The sequence below is a fragment of the Microvirga solisilvae genome (assembly GCF_022808595.1).
Taxonomy (GTDB): domain Bacteria; phylum Pseudomonadota; class Alphaproteobacteria; order Rhizobiales; family Beijerinckiaceae; genus Microvirga; species Microvirga solisilvae.
Genome location: NZ_JAKUCN010000001.1, coordinates 895,827 through 916,511 on the forward strand (window position 1 = coordinate 895,827; position 20,685 = coordinate 916,511).

The window sequence follows — 20,685 nt, forward strand, 5'->3', positions numbered from 1 at the left end:
GCTGTCTAGCCCTTTATGGTGTCTTCACCCCGCCCTCCGCTCTCGACATCCTGCCCTTCCTCGGCGGCGTAGCGCTCGCAACCGAGCGCGAATGCCCTGCGTCCCTCAATTGTACCGAAGTGAACCTGCAATGACCGCGATCGCCCGCTCGGGTGTTCGTGGCTGCGCCCCTGACCTCAGCAAGAGGAGAAGACCCATGAGCACGATCACGACCAAGGACGGCACCAAGATCTTCTACAAGGATTGGGGATCGGGGCAGCCCATCCTGTTCTCGCATGGATGGCCGCTCACGGCGGATGCCTGGGACGCTCAGATGCTGTTCTTCGGCGACAAAGGCTATCGGGTCATCGCCCATGACCGGCGCAGCCATGGCCGCTCCGACCAGACCTGGGACGGCAACCACATGGACCAATATGCCGACGATCTCGCGGAGCTGATCGAGAAGCTCGATCTCAAGGATCTGATCATGATCGGCCATTCCACGGGCGGCGGCGAGGTGGCGCATTATCTCGGCCGCCACGGCACGGGCCGCGTCGCGAAGGTGGTGCTCGTCGGCGCGGTGCCGCCGCTCATGCTGAAGACCGACGCCAACCCGGAGGGAACGCCGAGGGACGTTTTCGACGGCATCCGCAAGAACACCGCCGGCGATCGCTCGCAATTCTTTCTCGATCTGCCCATGCCGTTCTACGGCTTCAATCGCGCCGGCGCGAAGATGAACGAAGGCCTGCGCATGTCCTTCTGGATTCAGGGCATGATGGGCGGCGCCAAGGGCGAGTACGACTGCATCCACGAATTCTCCGAGGTCGACTACACGGAAGACCTGAAGAAGATCGACAAGCCGACACTCTTCATCCACGGCGACGACGACCAGATCGTTCCCTTTAAGGCAGCAGCGGATAAAGCGGCCAAGATCGTCAGGAACGCGCAGCTCAAGGTCTATGCGGGAAGTCCGCACGGGCTGGCGCAGACGGAAGCGGACAGGTTCAATGCGGATGTGCTCGACTTCATCCGAAGCTGAAGCATCTTCGCCCCGGCGAAATTTCCGCTAGGTCTTCATCGTCACGGATTGCAGACGGTCCCGCCCGGAAGCGTGCGGGACCGCACCGCTCAGCGGCGCTTAACGCGGTATTAACCATCATGCGCGTGCCGAAGATGCACGCGCGATGAGGTGCCTCCCATGACCGCCAACATCATGTCCTTCCTGCTCGGCATCGTCGCTCCCCTCGCCGTGTCGACATGGCTCATTGTTTTGCACTGAATCTGCAATTCGCTGCTGATGATCAAGGGGGTGCGAACGATGAAGCAAGATAGCGATAAAGCCTCGCGCACAACGACCTACGCAGCCGTCGCCGCCCTGGGCTGCATCATCGGTTTTCTCTACCTGCCGCTTTTCCTGCAATAAGCGTCGTAGCCTGCGGCGACATGGTCGCCCTGTTGATCGCACGCAGGATCGTCGCAGCTACGGGCATACGCCGCGCGGCCTGATGATGCTCAACGCGCGCGACGTGTCGATGCAGCACGGTTGGAGATGTCGTCATCCCGGGGCTGCGCAGCAGAACCCGGGATCGCGTGACGAGAAGGGCACAGGCTCTCCCTCTCCCTGAGGGAGAGGGTTGGGGTGAGGGGTTACAGCCCTCTCCGGATAGCGCGTATCCCTCACCCGCCACGCTGACGCGCGTCGACCTCTCCCGCCCGGGAGAGGTATTCCAGCGCTTTATTCGGCTTGCGATCCCGGCTCGGCTTTCGCCGTCCGGGATGACGCTTTATGAGTCATGTTCCGCTTTTGTTCTTGACTTTGGTCCTAAGCTGGGCTATACCCTTCTTGTCCTGGCTCGATGAGGGGCGCGCTCGCGAGGCGTCGTGATCGATGGAGCCGGGAACGGTCCTGGTTCGGTCTCGCAAGCCGGTCTAGGAGGCCCATCGTTGCAAGACGCGGTGTCCGCCTAAAAGAACCGTGCGCGAGGAGCCGTTTGGTTCTTCACTCACTCTAGAACGAGCCGGACGCCTCCTCGCGCCTCCCTCGATTCATATCCTCGGAGCACAAAGCTCGCGAGGCCATTCCTGCATGCTCTTTGACAACCTGATCCTACTGATCGTTGCTCGGTTATCCATGTTTTAACCAAACCGTCGTTCAATCGGTGCGAGTAAAAGTGTTCTTTCGCGCCGGTTCATGATGTTGCGGGCCATGCGCGATCCGAGTTGTTGCGTAGAGTTCGCCATGGCGCATTATCGTTATTCCAATGTCCGCCGCGTGAAGCGGAAGAACCGAAAAGGTCTTTTCCTGACGGCAACCCTGGTGGCGATTTCGATGAGCCCGGTCGCCTTCTTCGCCAGGATGCAGCTTCCGGAAACGCCCTCGATGATCGAGGCTTCGGTTGAGACGCAAAAGCCGGTGCAGATGGCTCTCGCTCCTGTGCAGGAGCACAGCCGGGAAATTATCGAGCCTACGCTCGCCATGAATGCAGAAACTCTGAGCTTCGGCAGGAATGCGCCGCTCGCAACGAGCTTCAAGCCTTTCGCTCCCGCACGTCTCGCAATTGCCGCGCCGCAGGCCGAGCCGCTTGCTCCGCTGCCTGAGGCGAAGGTAGCGCAAGTCGTTCAGCCGATCCCCCTGCCCGTTCCGCGTCCCGCCGAATTCCGGTTCGCGAAAGCAGCAGAGACGCCGAAGCTCGCGCGCGCATCGGCAGCCCCGGTCCAGACCGCAAGCGTCGCGCAACCGGCAGCTCCAACGAACAATCCGAACTTCTTCGGGAAGCTCTTCGGCATCAAACCTGCGACGCCGCCTGAAAATGCGATGAGCTATGCCGCCATCACCCCTGCGAGCATCGCCCCAAGCTCCCGCTTCGATGCAACGCCTGCCTATGGCAGCCGGACGGCGGTCTACAATATCAGCGCTCAGGTGGTTATCATGCCCAACGGCGAGCGGCTGGAGGCGCATTCCGGCCTCGGCGACAAGCGCGACGATCCGCGCTTCGTGCATGTGCGCATGCAGGGGGCGACACCGCCGGGCACCTATCATCTCACAGAACGTGAAGCGCTGTTCCACGGCGTGCGGGCGCTGCGCATGAACCCGGTCGGCGGCAGCGCCGCCATCCATGGCCGCGACGGCATCCTGACCCATACCTACATGCTCGGGCCGGGAGGAGACTCGAACGGCTGCATCTCCTTCAAGGATTACAATCGCTTCCTCCAGGCCTATCTGAGAGGCGAAGTGAACCGCATCGTCGTGATTGCCGGAACCCAACAGGATCTCCTGCCTCGCATGGTCAATCGCGGACGCGGTGCTGTTCCTGAGCGCGATACCTGATCGCCGCCCTTGCAGCCCGTCCCTCCCGGACTAATTCCTGATCGGTAGCGGGAGAGGAGAAGCGGATGGCGAGGGATATGCGCAGAGCTCTGGTCAGATGCGCCACAGCCGCCTCCGTTCTATGCGCACTGTCGGTGGCACCATCCGCATGGGCCCAGGGCGTGGGTTACCTTATCCCGCCCCCTGCCCCGGACAATCTGCAGAAGACGCCGCGCTACGATTGCGACACGCCGGGCGAACCCCTCGTCACCCTCGACGTGAAGAGCAAATACCGCCAGGACGACGCCAGCCGCGCGACCATCGATGAAGACGCGGAAGAGGAATACACCGAGGCCGTCGAGCCCCTACGCGACTATGGCAGAGCATTGGTGCGCATCTCGAACGCCTATGTGCGCTCGGACCCGAGGAACACGGCGGCGGCCGCCTGCGCGCTGAACTGGCTCGATACCTGGGCCAAGGCGAACGCGCTCACCGACATGCGCTCAAGGCAGGCAAGTCACAATCAGGGACAGGCTGTGGGCGGCATCGCCCTGGCCTATCTCCAGATTCGCAACGCGCCGGGTCTGCCGGACGAGCAGAAGAAGCGTATCGAGGCCTGGCTCAACAAGCTGGGACAGCAGGTCGCCGCCGCCATGGACAAGAACGACGGCGTCTCGGGCCGCAACAACCATCGCTACTGGAACGGCTTGAGCGCCATCGCCGCCGGTGTCGCCACCAACGACAAGAAGCTCGTCAATTGGGGAGCGGACAGCGCCCGCATCGGCATCCGCCAGATCACGAAGGACGGCACCCTGCCCCTCGAGATGAAGCGCGCCAAGCGCGCCCGCGATTATCACAACTTCGCAGCCGAGCCGCTAATCGCCATCGCAGAGCTGGCGCGCACGCAGGGCATCGACCTCTATGCGGAGAACGACAAGGCTCTCGCGCGGCTCGTGAACCGCGTGGTCGATTCCGTCACCGATCCATCCTTTTTTGAGAAGGCGACAGGCGCAAAGCAGGAGGCCTATCCCGGCGACGGCACGGTGCCCTCGTCACGCATTGCGTGGCTCGAAATCTATCTGAGCCGTTTTCCGTCGGAGAAGGCCGAGGCGCTGCTTGCCTCTAAGCGTCCCGTCGCATCGAGCGGCATCGGCGGCAATACGACATTGCTGTTCAAAGGCAAGGAGTGAGCAGCAGACTCACTCCCACATTCATGATCAGGGCTGGCCGCTGCCGCCGGCAGCGCCATAGACCTGCCCCGTCGCATAGCTCGCATCCGACGCCGCCAGCTGCACATAGATCGAGGCCAGCTCCACCGGTTGGCCGGGACGTCCCAGCGGCGTGTCTCCCCCGAATTGCTGCAGCTTTTCCTGCGTGGCACCGCCGCTTACCTGCAGCGGCGTCCAAATCGGGCCCGGTGCAACCCCGTTAACGCGGATGCCCTTGGGGCCGAGCTGCTTGGCGAGCGATTTGGTAAAGCTCATCATCGCCGCCTTGGTCATGGCGTAATCGACGAGATTGGCGGACGGATCGTAGGCCTGTTCCGACGTAGTTTGGATAATCACGGAGCCCGGCTTCAGATGCGGCAGCGCCGCCTTGGTGAGCCAGAACATGGCATAGATGTTCGTCTTCATCGTCGCGTCGAAATCCTCCGACGTGATATCGAGCAGCGATTGCCGCTGTTGCTGGCGCGCAGCATTGTTGACGAGAATGTCGAGGCCGCCGAGTTCGCGCACCGCATCGGCGACGATACGGTTGCACAAGGCCTCATCCTGGATATCCCCCGGCAAGGCCACGGCCTTGCGGCCCTCCTTCTGGATCAGCTCGATCACCTCGCGGGCATCGGGCTCTTCGCTCGGATAATAGCTGATCGCCACATCGGCACCCTCGCGGGCATAGGCAATGGCCGCAGCGCGCCCCATGCCGGAATCGCCGCCTGTGATCAGCGCCTTGCGACCCTGCAGCCTGCCAGAGCCCTTGTAGCTCGTCTCACCATGATCCGGGCGTGGCTCCATCTGGCCCGCAAGACCCGGCCAAGGCTGGGATTGGGATTTGAAGGGCGGTTTGGGATATTTCGTGGTCGGATCTTCAATGGCCATGCCGCTGCTCTTTTCCTGAATCGGACGAGCCGTTAACAGTTCAGGCAGACCTGGGTTCAATCACAGGCATAGCCCAATGGAGCATCGCATGGCAGACCTCTCCGCTTTCCCGATCACCCGCCGCTGGCCCGCAGCCCATCCCGACCGGCTGCAGCTCTACTCCCTGCCGACGCCCAACGGGGTGAAGGTGTCGATCATGCTGGAGGAAATCGGCCTGCCCTACGAGCCGCACACGATCAATATCGGCGCGAATGAAACCTGGACGGAGGAATTCCTCTCCCTCAACCCCAACGGCAAGATCCCGGCGATCATCGACCCAGACGGACCGGGCGGAAAGCCGTTCGGCCTGTTCGAATCCGGGGCGATCCTCGTCTACCTCGCCGAGAAGAGCGGACAGTTCCTGCCGAAGGAGCCGGCGCGTCGCTATGAAACCCTCCAGTGGGTCTTCTTCCAGATGGCTGCCGTGGGCCCGATGTTCGGCCAACTCGGGTTCTTCCATAAATTCGCGGGCCGCGAGATCGAGGACAAGCGGCCGCTCGAACGCTACCGCGCGGAATCCAAGCGCCTCCTCGGCGTTCTGGAGACGCGCCTCGAGGGCCGCCAGTGGATCATGGGCGACGAATACACCATCGCCGACATCTCCCTGTTGGGTTGGGTGCGCAACCTCGTCGGCTTCTACGGCGCTGGGGAGCTGGTGGAGTACGACACACTCAAGAACGTCCCGGCCTGGCTTGAGCGCGGCCTGGCGCGTCCCGCCGTGCAGCGCGGGCTCGAGATTCCAAAGCGTCCGTGAATGGTATGGGGTGGGCTCTCAAACCTACCCCAACAAATCCCGCAAGGTTCGCATGAACACGCGCGAGCCGATGGCGATCAGATCGTCCGGGAAGTCGTAATCAGGATTGTGAAGGGCCGCATGGCGTTCGCCCGCGCCGAGGAAGAACATCGCGGCTGGAGCGTTTGCCCCCAAATGCCCGAAATCCTCGGAGGGGCGCATGGGCAAGTCGCCCCGATCATGCGGCACACCTTCCGCATCGAGCGCGCGGCGCAGATGCGCGACGGCCTCGGGCGCATTTTCGCAATGAGGGAAAGCGTCGTTGTAAGAGATGTCGACAGATAGGCCATTTTCCCGCGCAGCTTCCTGCACCAAGAGTTCGGCTTTTGTCACGAGCGCATCCATGCCCCCATCGGTCAAGGTGCGCAGCGTCGCCCAGATCTCGCCGTGAGCCGGCGCGATGCCGAAGGCTGGCTCGCCAATCCGCGCATGAGTGACGGTGACGAGAGTAAAGCCTTCGTCCATGGGACCGCCGCGCCCCAGACCTGTCAGCGCCGGCATCAGCCGCGCCACCGCATTGACCGGCGATACGCCGGTCTCGGGCATAGAGGCATGAGCTGTCTTGCCCGTGAGGACGATGCGCATTCCACGCGATGCACAGCTCACGGGCCCTTCTATGAGCGCGACCTTGCCGAACTTCATGCCCGGCAGGTTATGCAGGGCGAAAACGAAATCCGGTGCAATCTCGCGGAATTTCGGATCGGCCACGACGGCGGCAGCACCTGCGCCCGTCTCTTCGGCAGGCTGAAAGAGAAGAATGGCGCGCCCGCGCCGAGGACGCTGGCGGGACAAGCTACGAGCAAGAGCGGCAAGGATCGCCATGTGCCCGTCATGCCCGCACAGATGCGCCTTGCCCGCAATGCTCGACCGGTGCGCAACATCGGAAATTTCCTCGATCGGCAATGCATCGAGCTCGGCACGAAACATTACCGTCGGCCCGGGTTCCCGCCCATTGAAGATTCCGGCAACGCCATGGCCGCCGAGCCCCGTCACGATCCGGTCAGCACCTGCGGATGCAAGCAGAGCCTGCACTCTTAGAGCCGTCTCGGCTTCTTCCCCCGAAACCTCAGGATAGCGATGCAGGCTGCGCCGCCACTCGGTCAGTTCGACCATATCCTGATTGGTCAAAAACATGAGGGCGGTCTCCACTTTCAAATTGCTGCTGGTGGTTAGGCTGCGCCGAGCGTCTGTCCAAGAGCGATTGCCTGCTCTGCGAGACGGACAGCCGAGGATTGGGACCTCGCGCCAGAGATGAAGCCGCTGGGATGGCAGAAGACGCCGTCAGGAATTCCCGCAGCCTTGGAGAAGGCTTCATCCTGCAGCCCACGCCAAGCCTCAGGCAGAGACAGTCTCTGGCCAAAGGAATTGGGCTCAGGCGGAATGGTGCGGCAATACCAGGAGGTGCGATCCTCGTTCGGATAGATGACGAAGAGAAGGTCATCCAGGCCACCATCGAATACCGCCTTTTCCCAAGGCAGCTTCTGATCGAGCACGAGAATGCGCCGATCCTCGGCCTCTTTAGCCGCGGCAAGAACAGAGGCCATGGCTTTCGCTTCCGAATAGGCCTGACGGCTTGCTCTCTCCAGAATGCCGCGCGCCAATGTAACGGCCTCTGCGAAAGCCTCGTCATAGGTCTGTGCGCTGTCCCAAGTGGGATTGAAGGCTTCGACCAACAGACCAAGGTGGCCAGGGCTTGCCGTCGAGACACCGTTATCCGCCATGTCGATGGCAAGGATGATCCCGGCATCGATATCCTGCCATACGGCATCGAGAGCGCTCGTCTCGATGCCGGGCACGAATTGGGCCAGCGCCCCGCGCCCGTAATCGCGCCAGATCAAGCCGACCGAGCTGTAAGGCGTGCCATCCTCGCGACGGGGAAGATCGCGCATATGATGGTCGTAGCGTTTCCGGGCGGGATCGTAGACGCCGCCTACGTCGAAGACGATGTCGGCGGAGGCTATGAGAGCGGTATCGCGGGTGCGAATGAACTCGAAATCTCCAAGGGCGGCACGCAGAACAGCGGAGGCAAAGACATCATCTGCATGGAATGTGCCGCTATGGGTTACGACCTTCATTTTTCCTTACACCAAACGCAGGAATGCATCTGCAATTCCTTGGGAACTCACCATGAATGAAGGCATATAACCTTATCGCCACGTCATGGAATAGCTTCGATCCAACACCCATCAACGTTTTCCTCGTCCGTTAGTGCTTTGGGAAGCGGCTATAGGAATACTGTCCTGCTTGACCTTGCTATCGTTGGAAGGTCTAGGCGAAGGAGGATCATCACTGACGAAGGACCTATCCATGCATTACCTTCATATTCCCGGCATGGCTTGCGGCGGCTGTCTTGGAGCCGTGAGCAAGGCGCTCCAGAAGCTCGATCCGCAGACTCACATCGAGAGTGACCTCAAGAAGCGCACGATTAGTGTTTCCTCGGGTCAGACCGAAGGCTCGATACTCACTGCGCTGAAGAATGCAGGTTATCCGGCTCAGCCGATTTCCGCGGGCCATTGATTGCCGCAGGCCCTTTCCCGTGTCGCCATACATCCACATGTCCCCTCTTCAAGGAGAATGAGAATGATCTCGCGTATTCTGATCGTAGCCGCAGGCCTCGCCGCTCTTCCGGCTGTCGCCCTCGCACAGGCCGGCTCCCATAGTGGCCATTCCATGCCGATGCAGACGCAGCAAGCTACGGATAGCGCCGCGACCAAAGCCTATCGCGAAGCCAATGCGAAGATGCATCGCGACATGGACATTCGCTATAGCGGCGATTCCGATGTGGACTTCGTGCGCGGCATGATCCCTCATCACCAGGGCGCCATCGACATGGCCAAGGTCGCGCTTGCAAATGCCAAGGATGAACAGATCCGCAAATGGGCGACCGACGTAATCCGCGAGCAGGAACGTGAAATCGCGGAGATGCAGGCCTGGCTGAAGAAAATGGGAGTGCAATAGCGAACCAGGGTGACGATCCGCTTGGACAGAGCGTCTTCCTGCTCTGCAGCCCCCTGCCAAGCTCCTGTAGATATTGCCTTTTTGCCGAATAGCCCTCATCCTCAGCTTGGCCGTATCAATACGACCCTGGAGCGTGTAAACAGCTATAGGCTCGCCCGCACCGGAAGCTTTGCGTCGAACGAGCGGGGTCGTGCGTTAAACGGGTATCCCTGCGGGCCTATGGAAAGGATAAAACATGTTTACGCTTACAATCAGCGACAAGCCGATTGCCATCACCAATGCCGATGAGGAGGAAGCCCGCGAGCTCCTCATGAGCGAGGATTTCAAGGAAGACCTCAAGTATCTGGAAAGCGAAGGCGCCCCTATCTGGGACGGCTTTGCTACCCTCAATGTCCGCGCGGCCACCGAAGAAGAGAAGGTGGAGTTCGAGAGTGCTGATTTCGACGATGAGGAAGACGAGGACGATGATGAGGAGGAAGGCCCCTACATCATGTTCCTGGTCGATGTGACCGATCCGGACGAAGCGGACGAGGGCTAATCCCCCGCATACCTTTTAGACAAAGCCGCGCCCGGTCATTCGGGCGCGGCTTTTATCTAGCGTCATCGCGCGGCAAAGACAGCGTCATAGATCTGCTGCGGATCGGGCCTCTTGCCGGATTGGAATCGCAGCACGCGATAGCCGCAGGATTTCAGGATCTGATCACGCCGAGCATCGCGCTTCGCATCGTGGGAGCGGTCGTCGAGTTCGATCACCGCGATGACCTCAAGATCCCGCGCGATTACCCAATCAACACGCATGTTGGATATCTGCTTGAAAGCCACCCAAAAGGTGCGGCTTCCCTCTTTGGCGTCGGGCCGCAACAGAGCTAGGATCGGAACCTGAGGCCAGATTTCGCAATCTGGAAAGGCCGCCAGCAGACGTTGATAGAACTCCCGCTCGTTCGCTGTCATGACCGAGGTGCGGCGATAGCGAACGCGGCGCGCCCAAAGCAGCGCGACGATCAAGGCCACCGCGAGCAGGCCGATGCTCGCAAGCCAAGTCCACGACATGTTTTCCAGCATCAGTTCCCCCGCAGTTCCTGCCCTATTATGCCAGGCTTCATGAAACCGAGCCGTATGGTCCTGCGTCTTCTTATTGCCAGGTTAAAGCTTTGGGGAGAGTGAAGATGGATCTCAATCGTCGCGCTTTTGTCTTGGGCCTTCCGGCAGTTGCCCTGACCTCTAGCCTTCCCATCAGCTCCGGCTTTGCCCAACAGGCGGTATCGCGCTCGACCTATCAGGCGATGTACGCGCCTATCGACGATGACCTCTATCCCATTCCCGGCGTCGATCTATCGAAGGTCAACCATAACTACCTGCGCAAGGTCGTACCCTATGCGACCAGTGAGGCTCCCGGCACCATCGTGGTCGATCCTGCAAACCGCTATCTCTATCTCGTCCTGCGTGATGGCATGGCTGTCCGCTATGGGGTCGGCGTCGGACGTTCCGGCTTCGGCTGGTCCGGCAGCGCGGTGATCAAAGACAAGCAGGAATGGCCCGACTGGTATCCGCCGAAGGAAATGTTCGCCCGCCAGCCTGAACTGATGGAGCAGATGGGCGAACTCCCTGGCGGTTCCGGCATGCCGGGCGGGCCAGGTAATCCTCTCGGTGCTCGCGCCATGTATCTGTGGCAGGGCAACAAGGATACGCTCTATCGCATTCATGGCACCTTCGAGCCCTGGACCATCGGCACCAATGTCTCGTCGGGTTGCATCCGCATGATCAACCAGGATGCCATCGACCTGTACAATCACACCGAACTCGGCACGAAGGTGGTCGTCATCGGATCGGCGGGCTCAAAGCGTCATCAGAATGCTCCCAGGGTCTGAGCGAGCAGAAGGAACGAAGTATTAAGCCTATTTTTGCCATGGTTGACCGCCAAACCTTTCCTAAGGGAAGCGGGATAAAACCAAAATGCGGGACATTACAGCCCGACCGAAACGGTCGCTCGGCAAGCATTCGGCAGCGTATGTAATCGCTGATACCTGCGACCGAACCAGGAACTTGTTCCTAAAGTCGACTTATCTTCTCGCCGGAGCTGCCAGTCTCATCCTGCTTTCCTGGAATACGATGTCGCAAGCCGAGGGCGAGACACGCACGCTGAGCTTCGTCCACACGCACCGCCAGGATAGCACCAGCATCACCTTCCGGCGCAACGGGCAATATGACGAGCAAGCTCTGACGCAGCTTAACTGGTTCCTTCGTGACTGGCGCAACGACAAGCCTGCAAAGATGGATCCGCGCCTCTTCGATGTGCTCTGGGAGGTGTATCGTGAGTCCGGCTCGCGGCAGCCCATTCACATCATCTCATCGTATCGCTCTCCCGAGACAAACTCCGCCTTGCGCCGCCGATCGAGCGGTGTCGCCGAGAACAGTCAGCACACGCTCGGCAAGGCCATGGATATCCGCCTGCCAGACGTGCCGACGGAGCGGTTGCGCGAGATCGCCATGCGCATGCAATATGGCGGCGTCGGCTACTACGCCTCGTCCGATTTCGTGCACGTAGACACAGGCAATGTCCGCGCTTGGCCACGCATGTCGCAGCAGCAGCTCGCGCGCCTCTTCCCGGATGGAAAGACCGCCCATCTGCCTTCTAGCGGTAAGCCGCTTCCGGGCTATGAGCAGGCTAAGATTGAAATCGCCGCCCGCAACGCAGCTCTCGCCACCCAGGCTTCCGCTGGCGGCGGCTCAGTCGGCTCTCTGCTGGCAAGTGTTTTCGGGCGCAAGCCTGCTCCGCAGCAACAGGCTCCGGCGCCTCAGCCGGCAGTGGTGGCGGTTGCCGCGCCTGAAGCTGTGGCACCTCGCGTGCCCCTGCCCCCGCAACGACCGCAGGATCCTATCGTTCAGACCGCAAGCGCTTCGCCACCGATCCCGCCTGCAAGGGTCGCTCTGGCATCATCGGCACCGGCCAAGATCACCGCTTCATTCGAGCCTATCCTGGGATACAACGAGAAAGCTGCGGTGCGCTCGCTGTTCGAGCCGAAGACGGCGCTTCTCGACACGGGGTTCGCGTCGCAGACGTGGGACGATCTGAGCACCACGAACTTCAGCGGCCCCGCCATCAAGCCTCTTCCAAGGCATGAGCCGCATCAGTTGCCCAGCAGCATGGTGGCCAGGGCCGGATGATCGGCCAATAATGGATCAACCGGCCGTTGCAAAAATAAGCAACGTGAAAAAAGCGAAAGTGACCCCGCCCCCAGCGATGATGATCCACTTGCTGAAAGGATCCCCTTCTTCAACAGCTGAGCGCTGCTCAGGTTCGGCTGGGCTTGCAGGTTGAAGGGGCTTCGTTCGGGATTTTTCCCATGCAGTGCGGGAGCCTGGGAATGGAATGATCTCCGCACTTCTTTGCTGCGGAGGCATCGGCCGAGAGGCAGGAGAGAGAAGCCTCTCCTCGAGATCGACAGCGATCCCTGTCTCCTCCAGCTGAACCACGACCAGCGCGATATCTTCCGCACTCATGTTCTCGACGGGAAGATTGACCCGAAGATCCTCAGTGGTGAGATATCCGCGCTCGCGCCCCTGTGAGATCAAACGGTCCAGGATCGTGCTGTCGAGTGCCGGCTGCATGAGGAGATCACCTCAAGGTTAGACCATCTTGTTGAGCCTAACGCGACAATCTGGCGAGGTGTTGCACCGTCCTAGGAAAGTCTGGCAACTTTTTTGGCGAAAAGCCCTTCGGTGGTGCTGGCTTTCAATTCTTGGTGGCGTTGGAGGCTTCCTTGAGCGCCTCCTTCTGCTGCCGAACCTGATCGGAAAGCTGCTCGGCGATGGCAGCGAGCCGGGCGGCCGCTACTTCCTTGCCCAGCACCTCGACCTGTCCCGCCAATCCCACCGTGAGGAGGGATTCGAAGATGATGTCGGCCGGAAGACCTTTCTTGATCAGGTCGATGGCGAGCTTCTGCCATTGATCGGCGAGTTCGAGGCGAAGAGCGGAATTATCATCGGTCATGGATCGATCCATACACGATCCGGCCGGGCCTGTCCCCGGCAATCGTCGAGGTGACTTTGTCAGATTAGCAATTCACGGAAAGGGAAGTGGCGCGGGCGACGGGGCTCGAACCCGCGACCTCCGGCGTGACAGGCCGGCACTCTAACCGACTGAGCTACGCCCGCGCATTTTGCTTCCAGCAGAGCGGCCCGAGGGCTCGAATTTCTGCGGTGGAGGCGCGCTCGTACCGGTGATTGGGCAGGCTGTCAAATGTTGTTTGCACCATCCACAGCCCTCGCCTCGCTTTCCGGAAGATTGTCCTCGTCGGTCAATCCCTGGTGCTGACGGAGAAGACCTCGTGCCCTGCCCCGTTCAGCACACGCACGGCCTCGATCTCCGGATCGCGGGATTGCGGACGCCGGGCCAGCGCGAAGACCTTGAGCGCGCGCTCCTTCGCCTTCTCCAGGGAATCGGTGCGGACCATGATACGGCGGATCACGCCCCCGCCCGCCTCCTCTGAGGCGACGGACTCGATGCGGTAGATTTCAAACACTGAAAGCGCAACTCCACTTGATGACCCGCTCTCTTACGCCTTTAGGCGCTGGAGCTTGTCGAATTTCTTGATCAGGCGATCCCGCTTCAGCTTCGACAGGCGATCGATCCAGAAGATCCCGTCGAGCTGGTCGATCTCGTGCTGATGGCAGACAGCCATCAGGCCCTCGGCCTCCTCCTCATGCTGCACACCGTCGAGATCCTGATAGCGCACCCGCACCCGGGCATGCCGCTCGATCTCATCGGTGACGCCCGGCATCGAGACGCTGCCTTCCACATGATGGATCATCTCGGGCGATGTCCAGACGATCTGCGGGTTTACGAAGATGCGCGGGGCAACATCGCTCTCGAGCTGGATCACAACAAGGCTGCTGAGCACTCCGATATGGGGAGCTGTGATCCCAATGCCAGGAGCCGCGCGCATGGTCTGGGTCAGATCCTGCGCCAAAACACGAAGCCCGTCGTCAAAGACGGATACGGGCTCCGCCTTCATACGCAAGCGTGGATCGGGGAAGCGGATAATGGGGCGGATCGTCATGAACAAACCTTCTACTTGTAACGACCGCCGCGCTGCAGAACCTCGATCTTGTAGCCATCCGGATCCTGGATGAAGAAGAACTTCGCGAGGAGCTTGCCCTCATGCATGAACTCCTTGATCGGCAGAGGATTGAGGCCGAGCTCGGTCAGGCGGCGATGCTCCGCCTCAAGATCGTCCACGGAAACAGCCAGATGGCCATGGCCGTCACCCAGGACATAAGGCTCGCTCCGGTCATGATTGATGGTCAGCTCGACCTCGAATTCGCTCTCGGGATTGCTCAGGTAAACCAGCGTGAAACCATCGAAGCCAAGCCGCTCCGCCACGTTGAGGCCAAAAGCCTTGCCATAGAAATCCAGCGAACGCTGCTCGTTCAGAACACGGATCATGGAATGAATGGCTTTTGCCATGGAGAGAGCCCCGCTGAGAATATTAGCCTTGAAACATCGGTTTGCGCCGGTGTTCCGATCCCGGAGCACATAGTCGAGAAAACGTGAACCTGCCAAGCTGTCTTGGAGGCTGACGGTTCGGAACCCCGCATCAGGTTGGATTCTTGATTTGATACGGAGGCATCACACCCGCAACCCCTTACCGCCTCCGCCAACTTATAGCCCCGTTCAGCCCGCCCTTTTCGAACGGGGCTTTTTCGTGCTCACATCATTGATCGAGCAATTGGGCGATGGCCCGAATGCGGTTGCGCACATAGCTCGGCAGTCCGGCGCTGATGGAATTGCCGGAATTGAATGAACTCCGGCCCATAAGGACTTGGACCGGAATGAGGTTGCGCAGCACGGGAACGTTGGCAAATTCCTTCTTCTGTTGCAGCACGTCGGTCTCGATACCCAAAGCCATGAAAACGGTCACCACGCTCTTGGTGCGATCTGTGGGATACGGCTGCACCACGGCGAGCAGCTTTCCGAACTGCATCACTTGGTTCACGTCGAACAGCGCCTGCTCCAACACTCCCACAACCGGTGCGTCGATCTTGGTAAGCTTTGCAAGGTCGGCCTGATCGATCTCCTGCTGCGGTAGGACACGGATCTCTGTCTGGAAATCCATGGATTCCGAGATCTTCTTGCCGCTCTCCTCCAGCTTGTTCGCAAGACGGATACCGACCGGGATTCGGCCTTCGAGTGGATAGCGGGATTCGATGCAGAGGCTTTGCGGCGCTTCGCACCAGCGCCGTGCAGGATTGCGGTTATGAGCGCTCTGCGGATCGATATTGGGGCGCGCCTGATCGAGCGCGATGCGCTTGTGGTTGATGGAGGGGTCGAGTGCCTGCAGCGTATCGAGATTGGTGAACCGGCCGAGATCGACGGCCTCAGCAGGTTTCGAGATCAGAAAGCGCGCCTGCACCACATACATATGCAGCTTCTCGGTATAGGGCTTCTCGATGCCGTGAACGGAAACCTTGATCGTCGGCTCGGCATAATCCGGAAAAAGGCTCAAATAGCGCTTTTCCAGCGGCTTCTCCCGTGCCCAGTCCTCGAACCGGATGAGGCCAGTTTCTTCATCCCTGATCTTGGCGTCCGCATGATCGCTGATGAGAATGGTCTTCGCTTTGATCTGGCCCGGTGCAACAGCAGTGACGGATGGGACCTCCTCCACCCGAAAATCTTCCGCCCGGGCCGCAGACAGGGAAAAAGCAGCCAGGGCGATCAGGCTCCAGCGCAGCGAGTGAAAAGCTCTCATCAATAAACCCGTTGATAGCCCCAGGGATAATCCGGATCGACACGACGCGGGCGCGGTCTTGGCGCCTCATCCTCCCACCACCAGCGCCATGCCCGATCCGGACGGCGCTGCGCCGGTGCATTCTGGCGAAGGGCGTCGAGCCAACTCTGCTCGGAATGCGGCGCCTCGTTGTAAGGGCTGTAGCCATTCATGTCGTCGCCATCGCTCCATGGATCAGGATTGCGAAGCGCATAGACTTCCTCCTGCGGGACGAGGCGGTATTGAGTCTCGCTCAAGCGCCCGAACCAATTCAGCCGGAAATGCTCCATGAACGCACCGCGCTGGCCTTCGGTCAGGCGGTCACCTGAATTGAGATCAATCGGCAAGGCGATGAGCTGCTTGGCGGTCTGCGGCGATGGCGGATTGAGCGGAGCTTTCGGAATGCCGTTATCCCAGGCGGCTTCGACGATGTCCTTGAAGATGGGAGCGGCCACCTTCGCGCCGGTTTGCCCGCGCCCAAGCGTACGACGCTTGCCGTCCGCGTTATCGTGCCCGACCCAGACCGCCACCGTGATGTCGTTGGTGAAGCCGACGAACCACGCATCATTCTCGTCATCCGATGTGCCTGTCTTGCCACCGGCATAAGGCGCAAGCGCCTTCAGGCTGCGCGCTGTGCCGCGCTCCAGCACGCCCTGGAGCATCGTCTTCAGCTGGTAGAATGATGCTGCATCCGCAGAGCCTAGCCTCACCAGAGCCTGCCCCTTGCGGGTATAAACCGAACGACCTCGCTCCTCGATACTCTCAAAAGCGTGGGGCACGGGCATTGCGCCCTCATTGGCAATGGCAGCATAGAAAGCGGCAAGATCGAGCATCCGAACCGGCTGCGCGCCGAGCACGAAAGGATAATGCGGGGTGCATTCCAGATAGAGTTGCGCCTCCAGCGCCAGATCGCACACATCCTGCAAGCTCTGCGCCGGATCGCTCTCGATACCGCCATCGAGCAGACGGGCTGTGACGAGGTTCTTCGAGTTCTCCAGCGCTCGGCGAAGGGTGACGATGCCACCTCCCCCGCCGTCATAGTTCTTCGGCCGCCAGTAATCCTGCGCCCGTGCATTCGCGCTACCGTTCACAGGCGGAAGCGTCACCGGCGCATCCCAGACCAGCGTGTTGGGCTGCAATCCTTTCGACAGGGCCGCGAGATAAGTGAGCGGCTTGAAAGCGGACCCCGGCTGCCGGTGCGTCTGCGTCACGCGATTGAGCTGGCTCAACGGATAGGAAAAGCCGCCCGCCATCGCCAGGATGCGTCCGGTCCTGTTCTCCAGCACCACAGCCCCACCCTGGACCGAGGGCGGCACGCGCAGATCCGCGCGCACAACTCCCTTACCCTTCTGCTCGATGATGCGTACTCGCACGACATCGTAGAGTTTCAGGTCACGCCGCGCTGCCTCCCACGCATTGAGCGGCAGCACGCGTCCGTCGGACAGACCCACGCGCAGGACATTCGCGCCTGTTTTCTTGTCCCTGCCTTTTTCGATCACTATGGCAGCTGGCCATTGCACATCGTAAAGCGGCAGGCGTGCGGCCTCCAGCGCCCGTTTCCAAGCTGGCGCCGCTGAGGATTCCTTGCTGGCCGTCAGCGTCTTGATGGCATCGGAAAGATTGGCTTCCGCTACCTGGAAGCGTTGTCGTCCAATACTCAATTCATAACGCGCGAGCCCCTCCTGAAGCGCTCCTTCCACCGCCTGTTGCAGGGCCGGATTGATCGTGGAGCGCACGGTATAGGAGCTCGATGTGAGGTTCTCGAGACCAGCCAGGGTGCGTGCATCCCTGTTCAGATGGTCCAGGAAGTAAAGTCCGCTGTCTCGGCGCGGCCGTTGAAAGGCGATACGCGACGGCAACGAGGCAATCGCTTGTTTCACTTGCTCGGCGTCGAGGAAGTCGTCCTCCTGCATGCGGCTCAGCACATAGGCCATGCGCTCCCGTGCACGGTCCGGCTGCGTGTCGGGATTGTAATAGTTGGGGCCCTTCGCCAGCCCGGCGAGAAGCGCGCCTTCCGCCACCGAGAGAGCCTTGGCGCTCTTTCCGAAATAGCTCTGCGCCGCCATCTCGATGCCCCAGGATGTTCTCCCGAGATAGATCGAGTTCAGATAGATCTCGAGTATTTCCGACTTGCTGAGTGTGCTTTCGATGCGCGAGGCCACGATCATCTCGCGCATCTTGCGCTCGTAGGTCACATCATCGCCGACAAGCAGGTTCTTGGCGACCTGCTGCGTGATGGTTGATCCGCCCGCCGGGCGGCCCGGATTGGCGAGATTGTTCACGAAGGCACGGATGACGCCCCTCTCATCGACGCCTTTGTGCTGATGGAAGCGTTTGTCCTCTGCCGATACGAAGGCCTGCTGCACGGATTTCGGAATCTCGGATAGCGGCACCCAGATGCGTCTGTGATCGGGCTCGTAGACTTCCGCGAAACGGCGTCCATTGGCGTCCAGGATCACGCTCATTCCGGGCAGCTTGAGGCCTTTCAGCTTTCCGGCATCGGGAAGATCGGCCACGGCATTGTTGTAATAGGTGATCACCTCGCCGAGATCGACGGGCGACGGCTCCACCTTCTCGTTCTTGCAGAACAGCCGGTAACTCGCGTGTAGATCGCTGAAGCTGAGGCCCTGGAGGATCTTGATATCGCCTGTAACCCCCTGCGGGTCCTCCATGGCGGTTGCGATCAACTCGTCGAGGTTGATGTCCTCGATATCGAAGGCGCGGCGCATATGCGTGCAGCCCTGCTGAAGAAGCTCGGACACCTTCTCGCGATCCTGCACCGGATCGAAAGACGTCCTGACCGAGTCCGGGTCCACCAGAACCTGGCTCAAGGTCAAAGCCGTTGCGAAGATCTTGACGAGGATCGTGCTCATTCCGCCGCCATCATGAAAGGATCCCGCTCAAGAAGCCGAATTTGCGATAAGAGCCGGATAGTACGGCTGTTTTAGGACCTGTCTTCAGGACCCATATGGAGCGGCAAAGCCAGGCTTCCCAGCCCAGCGGATAAACTTATCGTGTCCTAGAGCTGTTTCCATTGGCATGGGAACAGCTCCCTTTTGATTTGGCGCATTCTTTGACGGTGAACCGGCTCCACTTCACCGAAGAATGCTCTATCCCCTTCCGACGAACGGCATCTTCGTCGCCATGACCGTCATGTTGAGCACGTTGGCGTTCAACGGCAGGCCCGCCATGTAAACGACGGCTTCCGCCACATGCACGGGATCGATGGTCGGCTCCGCCATCACAGTTCCATTCGGTTGAAGGATACCGCTGGCGATCTTGGCGGCCATGTCGGTGGCCGCATTGCCGATATCGATCTGCCCGCAGGCGATGTCATAGGCCCTGCCGTCAAGAGAGGTGGATTTCGTCAGCCCGAGAACGGCATGCTTCGTCGCCGTGTAAGCCGCCGAGAAGGGTCGCGGCGCATAAGCGGATACGGAGCCGTTATTGATGATCCGCCCGCCTCTCGGGTTCTGGTACTTCATGATGCGGAACGCCTCCTGCGTACACAGGAACGTGCCGGTGAGGTTCGTATCGACGACGCTCCTCCATTGTTCCAGCGTCAGCTCCTCCAGGGGAATGGCGGGCGCACCGATTCCGGCATTGTTCACCAACAGGTCGAGGCGCCCAAAAGTCTCGTTCACCTTCGAGAACAAAGCCTTCACCGAATCCGGATCCGTCACGTCGGCAACCACGAGAAGCGGCTCTCCGCCGGTTTCTTGCGCAGCCTTCTCAAGCACCTCCCGCCGCCGTCCCGTCATGACGACCCGATAGCCTTCGTTCAGGAGGGCAGCTGAGATCGCCTTCCCGACCCCGGTTCCAGCGCCGGTGACGATCGCAACCTTGAAATCTTTGTTCATATTTTCCTCCCTGTGGAACCGGCCAAGCTTTTTTGCGTTCGCATTCTGCCAATCGGAAAGGAGTCCGTCATGCGCAATCGTGTCCTAAGCTCGGCCGCTACCCTGGCCGTGATCACTCTTCCTCTCGCCCTCGCCGCTTGCACGAGCGGCACGGCATCCGGCGCTGCCGGCGGCGCCGTGACGGGCGCTATTGTCGGCGGGCCGGTCGGAGCTGCCGTGGGCGGCGTCGCAGGTGCTGCTGTCGGCACGGCTCTGACTGCTGATGAATCCACCCGCGTCCAGAGCTATGTGGTCACCCAGCGTCGTCCGTCCATGCGTGTGAGCGAAGAAGTCGTCGTCGGTCAGCCGCTGCCGTCGCGTGTGCGCCTCTACCCTGTTCCGCAGACGGTCGGCCTGTCCAACCCCTACAGCTACACCGTCGTGAACGATCGCACGGTTCTCGTCGATCCGCAGACTCGCACCGTCGTGCAGGTCATCCAGTAAGTCCGCGCATCGGAAGTGAAAAAGGCGGCTCGCAGGAGCCGCCTTTTTTCTTGCTTGTGAAGAGTGGAACTCAATCGTCCATCGAAAGATGGTCCATGAGGATTTCGCGTTTACCGGCGTGGTTTGCGGGCCCGACGATGCCCTCGTTCTCCATCCGCTCCATCAGCGACGCCGCCCGGTTGTAACCAATCTGCAGCCGCCGCTGGATGTAACTCGTCGACGCCTTCTTGTCCCGCAGCACCACCGCCACCGCCTGGTCGTACAAATCTCCGCCCGGAGCCCCGAACTCGCCCTGGTCGAACACCGCCGTGTCGGGGGCCGCCTCCTCCTCGTCGGCGGTCACCGCCTCAAGATATTGCGGACGGCCCTGGCGCTTCAGATGCGCCACCACATGCTCCAC

At 60.7% G+C, this 20,685-nt stretch carries 23 protein-coding genes and 1 tRNA gene; 10 read left to right on the plus strand and 14 right to left on the minus strand.

What is annotated here, in order from left to right; all coding sequences use genetic code 11:
- Positions 1 to 196 precede the first annotated feature (196 nt).
- The 3 genes from MJ639_RS04405 to MJ639_RS04415 all read left to right on the plus strand — a co-directional run bounded on the left by MJ639_RS04405 (position 197) and on the right by MJ639_RS04415 (position 4,476).
- Positions 197 to 1,018, plus strand: coding sequence for an alpha/beta fold hydrolase (locus tag MJ639_RS04405; RefSeq protein ID WP_243368963.1), 822 nt, complete (start codon positions 197 to 199; stop codon positions 1,016 to 1,018).
- A 1,200-nt stretch (positions 1,019 to 2,218) separates the two neighbouring features.
- The gene (locus tag MJ639_RS04410) at positions 2,219 to 3,307 is read left to right on the plus strand and encodes a DUF2778 domain-containing protein (RefSeq protein WP_243368964.1); all 1,089 of its coding nucleotides are present in this window, start codon (positions 2,219 to 2,221) and stop codon (positions 3,305 to 3,307) included.
- 161 nt (positions 3,308 to 3,468) lie between these two features.
- On the plus strand, positions 3,469 to 4,476 hold the full coding sequence (locus MJ639_RS04415; RefSeq protein WP_243368965.1) for an alginate lyase family protein: 1,008 nt from the start codon (positions 3,469 to 3,471) through the stop codon (positions 4,474 to 4,476).
- Positions 4,477 to 4,503: 27 nt separating this feature from the next.
- Here the strand turns inward: MJ639_RS04415 and MJ639_RS04420 are convergent, their stop codons facing one another.
- Positions 4,504 to 5,385: an SDR family oxidoreductase gene (locus MJ639_RS04420; RefSeq protein ID WP_243368966.1), complete on the minus strand. Its 882-nt coding sequence runs from the start codon at positions 5,383 to 5,385 to the stop codon at positions 4,504 to 4,506.
- An 88-nt stretch (positions 5,386 to 5,473) separates the two neighbouring features.
- On the opposite strand from MJ639_RS04420, the gene MJ639_RS04425 reads away from it, so the two are divergent.
- Entirely contained in the window at positions 5,474 to 6,178 is a 705-nt protein-coding gene (locus tag MJ639_RS04425; protein ID WP_243368967.1) for a glutathione S-transferase N-terminal domain-containing protein, read from the plus strand.
- 24 nt (positions 6,179 to 6,202) lie between these two features.
- Here the strand turns inward: MJ639_RS04425 and MJ639_RS04430 are convergent, their stop codons facing one another.
- Positions 6,203 to 7,351, minus strand: a complete 1,149-nt coding sequence (locus MJ639_RS04430; RefSeq protein ID WP_243368968.1) for an amidohydrolase — start codon at positions 7,349 to 7,351, stop codon at positions 6,203 to 6,205.
- A 35-nt stretch (positions 7,352 to 7,386) separates the two neighbouring features.
- On the minus strand, positions 7,387 to 8,292 hold the full coding sequence (locus MJ639_RS04435) for an MYG1 family protein (protein ID WP_243368969.1): 906 nt from the start codon (positions 8,290 to 8,292) through the stop codon (positions 7,387 to 7,389).
- 232 nt (positions 8,293 to 8,524) lie between these two features.
- On the opposite strand from MJ639_RS04435, the gene MJ639_RS04440 reads away from it, so the two are divergent.
- The 3 genes from MJ639_RS04440 to MJ639_RS04450 all read left to right on the plus strand — a co-directional run bounded on the left by MJ639_RS04440 (position 8,525) and on the right by MJ639_RS04450 (position 9,713).
- Positions 8,525 to 8,734, plus strand: a complete 210-nt coding sequence (locus MJ639_RS04440; protein ID WP_243368970.1) for a heavy-metal-associated domain-containing protein — start codon at positions 8,525 to 8,527, stop codon at positions 8,732 to 8,734.
- Between the two features lie 63 nt (positions 8,735 to 8,797).
- Positions 8,798 to 9,175, plus strand: a complete 378-nt coding sequence (gene copM, locus MJ639_RS04445) for a CopM family metallochaperone (RefSeq protein WP_243368971.1) — start codon at positions 8,798 to 8,800, stop codon at positions 9,173 to 9,175.
- A gap of 235 nt (positions 9,176 to 9,410) precedes the next feature.
- Positions 9,411 to 9,713, plus strand: a complete 303-nt coding sequence (locus MJ639_RS04450; RefSeq protein WP_243368972.1) for a hypothetical protein — start codon at positions 9,411 to 9,413, stop codon at positions 9,711 to 9,713.
- 62 nt (positions 9,714 to 9,775) lie between these two features.
- Here the strand turns inward: MJ639_RS04450 and MJ639_RS04455 are convergent, their stop codons facing one another.
- On the minus strand, positions 9,776 to 10,225 hold the full coding sequence (locus tag MJ639_RS04455; RefSeq protein WP_243368973.1) for a DUF2726 domain-containing protein: 450 nt from the start codon (positions 10,223 to 10,225) through the stop codon (positions 9,776 to 9,778).
- Positions 10,226 to 10,341: 116 nt separating this feature from the next.
- Between MJ639_RS04455 and MJ639_RS04460 the strand changes: the two genes are divergently transcribed.
- Complete coding sequence (locus MJ639_RS04460; RefSeq protein WP_243368974.1) at positions 10,342 to 11,043, plus strand: L,D-transpeptidase; 702 nt, start codon at positions 10,342 to 10,344, stop codon at positions 11,041 to 11,043.
- Between the two features lie 85 nt (positions 11,044 to 11,128).
- The gene (mepK, locus tag MJ639_RS04465; protein ID WP_480212884.1) at positions 11,129 to 12,340 is read left to right on the plus strand and encodes a peptidoglycan L,D-endopeptidase MepK; all 1,212 of its coding nucleotides are present in this window, start codon (positions 11,129 to 11,131) and stop codon (positions 12,338 to 12,340) included.
- Positions 12,341 to 12,355: 15 nt separating this feature from the next.
- Here the strand turns inward: mepK and MJ639_RS04470 are convergent, their stop codons facing one another.
- From MJ639_RS04470 to MJ639_RS04510, 9 genes are all read right to left on the minus strand, one after another.
- Complete coding sequence (locus MJ639_RS04470; protein WP_243368976.1) at positions 12,356 to 12,784, minus strand: RNA polymerase sigma factor region1.1 domain-containing protein; 429 nt, start codon at positions 12,782 to 12,784, stop codon at positions 12,356 to 12,358.
- Between the two features lie 124 nt (positions 12,785 to 12,908).
- Positions 12,909 to 13,166 (minus strand): hypothetical protein, encoded by a 258-nt coding sequence (locus MJ639_RS04475; RefSeq protein ID WP_243368977.1) that lies wholly within the window; start codon positions 13,164 to 13,166, stop codon positions 12,909 to 12,911.
- A gap of 87 nt (positions 13,167 to 13,253) precedes the next feature.
- Positions 13,254 to 13,330, minus strand: a tRNA-Asp gene (locus MJ639_RS04480).
- A gap of 143 nt (positions 13,331 to 13,473) precedes the next feature.
- A complete protein-coding gene (locus tag MJ639_RS04485; protein WP_243368978.1) occupies positions 13,474 to 13,698 on the minus strand; it encodes a hypothetical protein in 225 nt (74 codons plus the stop codon).
- A gap of 33 nt (positions 13,699 to 13,731) precedes the next feature.
- Positions 13,732 to 14,235, minus strand: a complete 504-nt coding sequence (locus tag MJ639_RS04490; protein ID WP_243368979.1) for a peptide deformylase — start codon at positions 14,233 to 14,235, stop codon at positions 13,732 to 13,734.
- An 11-nt stretch (positions 14,236 to 14,246) separates the two neighbouring features.
- On the minus strand, positions 14,247 to 14,642 hold the full coding sequence (locus MJ639_RS04495) for a VOC family protein (RefSeq protein ID WP_243368980.1): 396 nt from the start codon (positions 14,640 to 14,642) through the stop codon (positions 14,247 to 14,249).
- A gap of 247 nt (positions 14,643 to 14,889) precedes the next feature.
- Positions 14,890 to 15,924, minus strand: coding sequence for a hypothetical protein (locus MJ639_RS04500; RefSeq protein WP_243368981.1), 1,035 nt, complete (start codon positions 15,922 to 15,924; stop codon positions 14,890 to 14,892).
- Positions 15,924 to 18,815, minus strand: coding sequence for a transglycosylase domain-containing protein (locus MJ639_RS04505; RefSeq protein ID WP_243368982.1), 2,892 nt, complete (start codon positions 18,813 to 18,815; stop codon positions 15,924 to 15,926). The genes MJ639_RS04500 and MJ639_RS04505 overlap by 1 nt, the downstream gene beginning before the upstream one ends.
- Before the next feature lie 237 nt (positions 18,816 to 19,052).
- The gene (locus tag MJ639_RS04510) at positions 19,053 to 19,802 is read right to left on the minus strand and encodes an SDR family oxidoreductase (protein WP_243368983.1); all 750 of its coding nucleotides are present in this window, start codon (positions 19,800 to 19,802) and stop codon (positions 19,053 to 19,055) included.
- Positions 19,803 to 19,871: 69 nt separating this feature from the next.
- On the opposite strand from MJ639_RS04510, the gene MJ639_RS04515 reads away from it, so the two are divergent.
- Entirely contained in the window at positions 19,872 to 20,285 is a 414-nt protein-coding gene (locus MJ639_RS04515; protein ID WP_243368984.1) for a DUF1236 domain-containing protein, read from the plus strand.
- Between the two features lie 70 nt (positions 20,286 to 20,355).
- On the opposite strand, the gene MJ639_RS04520 is transcribed toward MJ639_RS04515, so the two are convergent.
- The coding region (locus tag MJ639_RS04520; RefSeq protein ID WP_279306485.1) for a DNA translocase FtsK at positions 20,356 to 20,685 on the minus strand (330 nt) is incomplete at its 5' end.

Bases quoted from the DNA above. Each gene is read 5' to 3' on its own strand.
- MJ639_RS04405 (WP_243368963.1), top strand. From the start codon at position 197: ATGAGCACGATCACGACCAAGGACGGCACCAAGATCTTCTACAAGGAT.
- MJ639_RS04410 (WP_243368964.1), top strand. From the start codon at position 2,219: ATGGCGCATTATCGTTATTCCAATGTCCGCCGCGTGAAGCGGAAGAAC.
- MJ639_RS04420 (WP_243368966.1), bottom strand. From the start codon at position 5,385: ATGGCCATTGAAGATCCGACCACGAAATATCCCAAACCGCCCTTCAAA.
- MJ639_RS04425 (WP_243368967.1), top strand. From the start codon at position 5,474: ATGGCAGACCTCTCCGCTTTCCCGATCACCCGCCGCTGGCCCGCAGCC.
- MJ639_RS04430 (WP_243368968.1), bottom strand. From the start codon at position 7,351: ATGTTTTTGACCAATCAGGATATGGTCGAACTGACCGAGTGGCGGCGC.
- MJ639_RS04435 (WP_243368969.1), bottom strand. From the start codon at position 8,292: ATGAAGGTCGTAACCCATAGCGGCACATTCCATGCAGATGATGTCTTT.
- MJ639_RS04440 (WP_243368970.1), top strand. From the start codon at position 8,525: ATGCATTACCTTCATATTCCCGGCATGGCTTGCGGCGGCTGTCTTGGA.
- copM (WP_243368971.1), top strand. From the start codon at position 8,798: ATGATCTCGCGTATTCTGATCGTAGCCGCAGGCCTCGCCGCTCTTCCG.
- MJ639_RS04450 (WP_243368972.1), top strand. From the start codon at position 9,411: ATGTTTACGCTTACAATCAGCGACAAGCCGATTGCCATCACCAATGCC.
- MJ639_RS04455 (WP_243368973.1), bottom strand. From the start codon at position 10,225: ATGTCGTGGACTTGGCTTGCGAGCATCGGCCTGCTCGCGGTGGCCTTG.
- MJ639_RS04460 (WP_243368974.1), top strand. From the start codon at position 10,342: ATGGATCTCAATCGTCGCGCTTTTGTCTTGGGCCTTCCGGCAGTTGCC.
- mepK (WP_480212884.1), top strand. From the start codon at position 11,129: ATGCGGGACATTACAGCCCGACCGAAACGGTCGCTCGGCAAGCATTCG.
- MJ639_RS04470 (WP_243368976.1), bottom strand. From the start codon at position 12,784: ATGCAGCCGGCACTCGACAGCACGATCCTGGACCGTTTGATCTCACAG.
- MJ639_RS04475 (WP_243368977.1), bottom strand. From the start codon at position 13,166: ATGACCGATGATAATTCCGCTCTTCGCCTCGAACTCGCCGATCAATGG.
- MJ639_RS04490 (WP_243368979.1), bottom strand. From the start codon at position 14,235: ATGACGATCCGCCCCATTATCCGCTTCCCCGATCCACGCTTGCGTATG.
- MJ639_RS04495 (WP_243368980.1), bottom strand. From the start codon at position 14,642: ATGGCAAAAGCCATTCATTCCATGATCCGTGTTCTGAACGAGCAGCGT.
- MJ639_RS04500 (WP_243368981.1), bottom strand. From the start codon at position 15,924: ATGAGAGCTTTTCACTCGCTGCGCTGGAGCCTGATCGCCCTGGCTGCT.
- MJ639_RS04505 (WP_243368982.1), bottom strand. From the start codon at position 18,815: ATGAGCACGATCCTCGTCAAGATCTTCGCAACGGCTTTGACCTTGAGC.
- MJ639_RS04510 (WP_243368983.1), bottom strand. From the start codon at position 19,802: ATGAACAAAGATTTCAAGGTTGCGATCGTCACCGGCGCTGGAACCGGG.
- MJ639_RS04515 (WP_243368984.1), top strand. From the start codon at position 19,872: ATGCGCAATCGTGTCCTAAGCTCGGCCGCTACCCTGGCCGTGATCACT.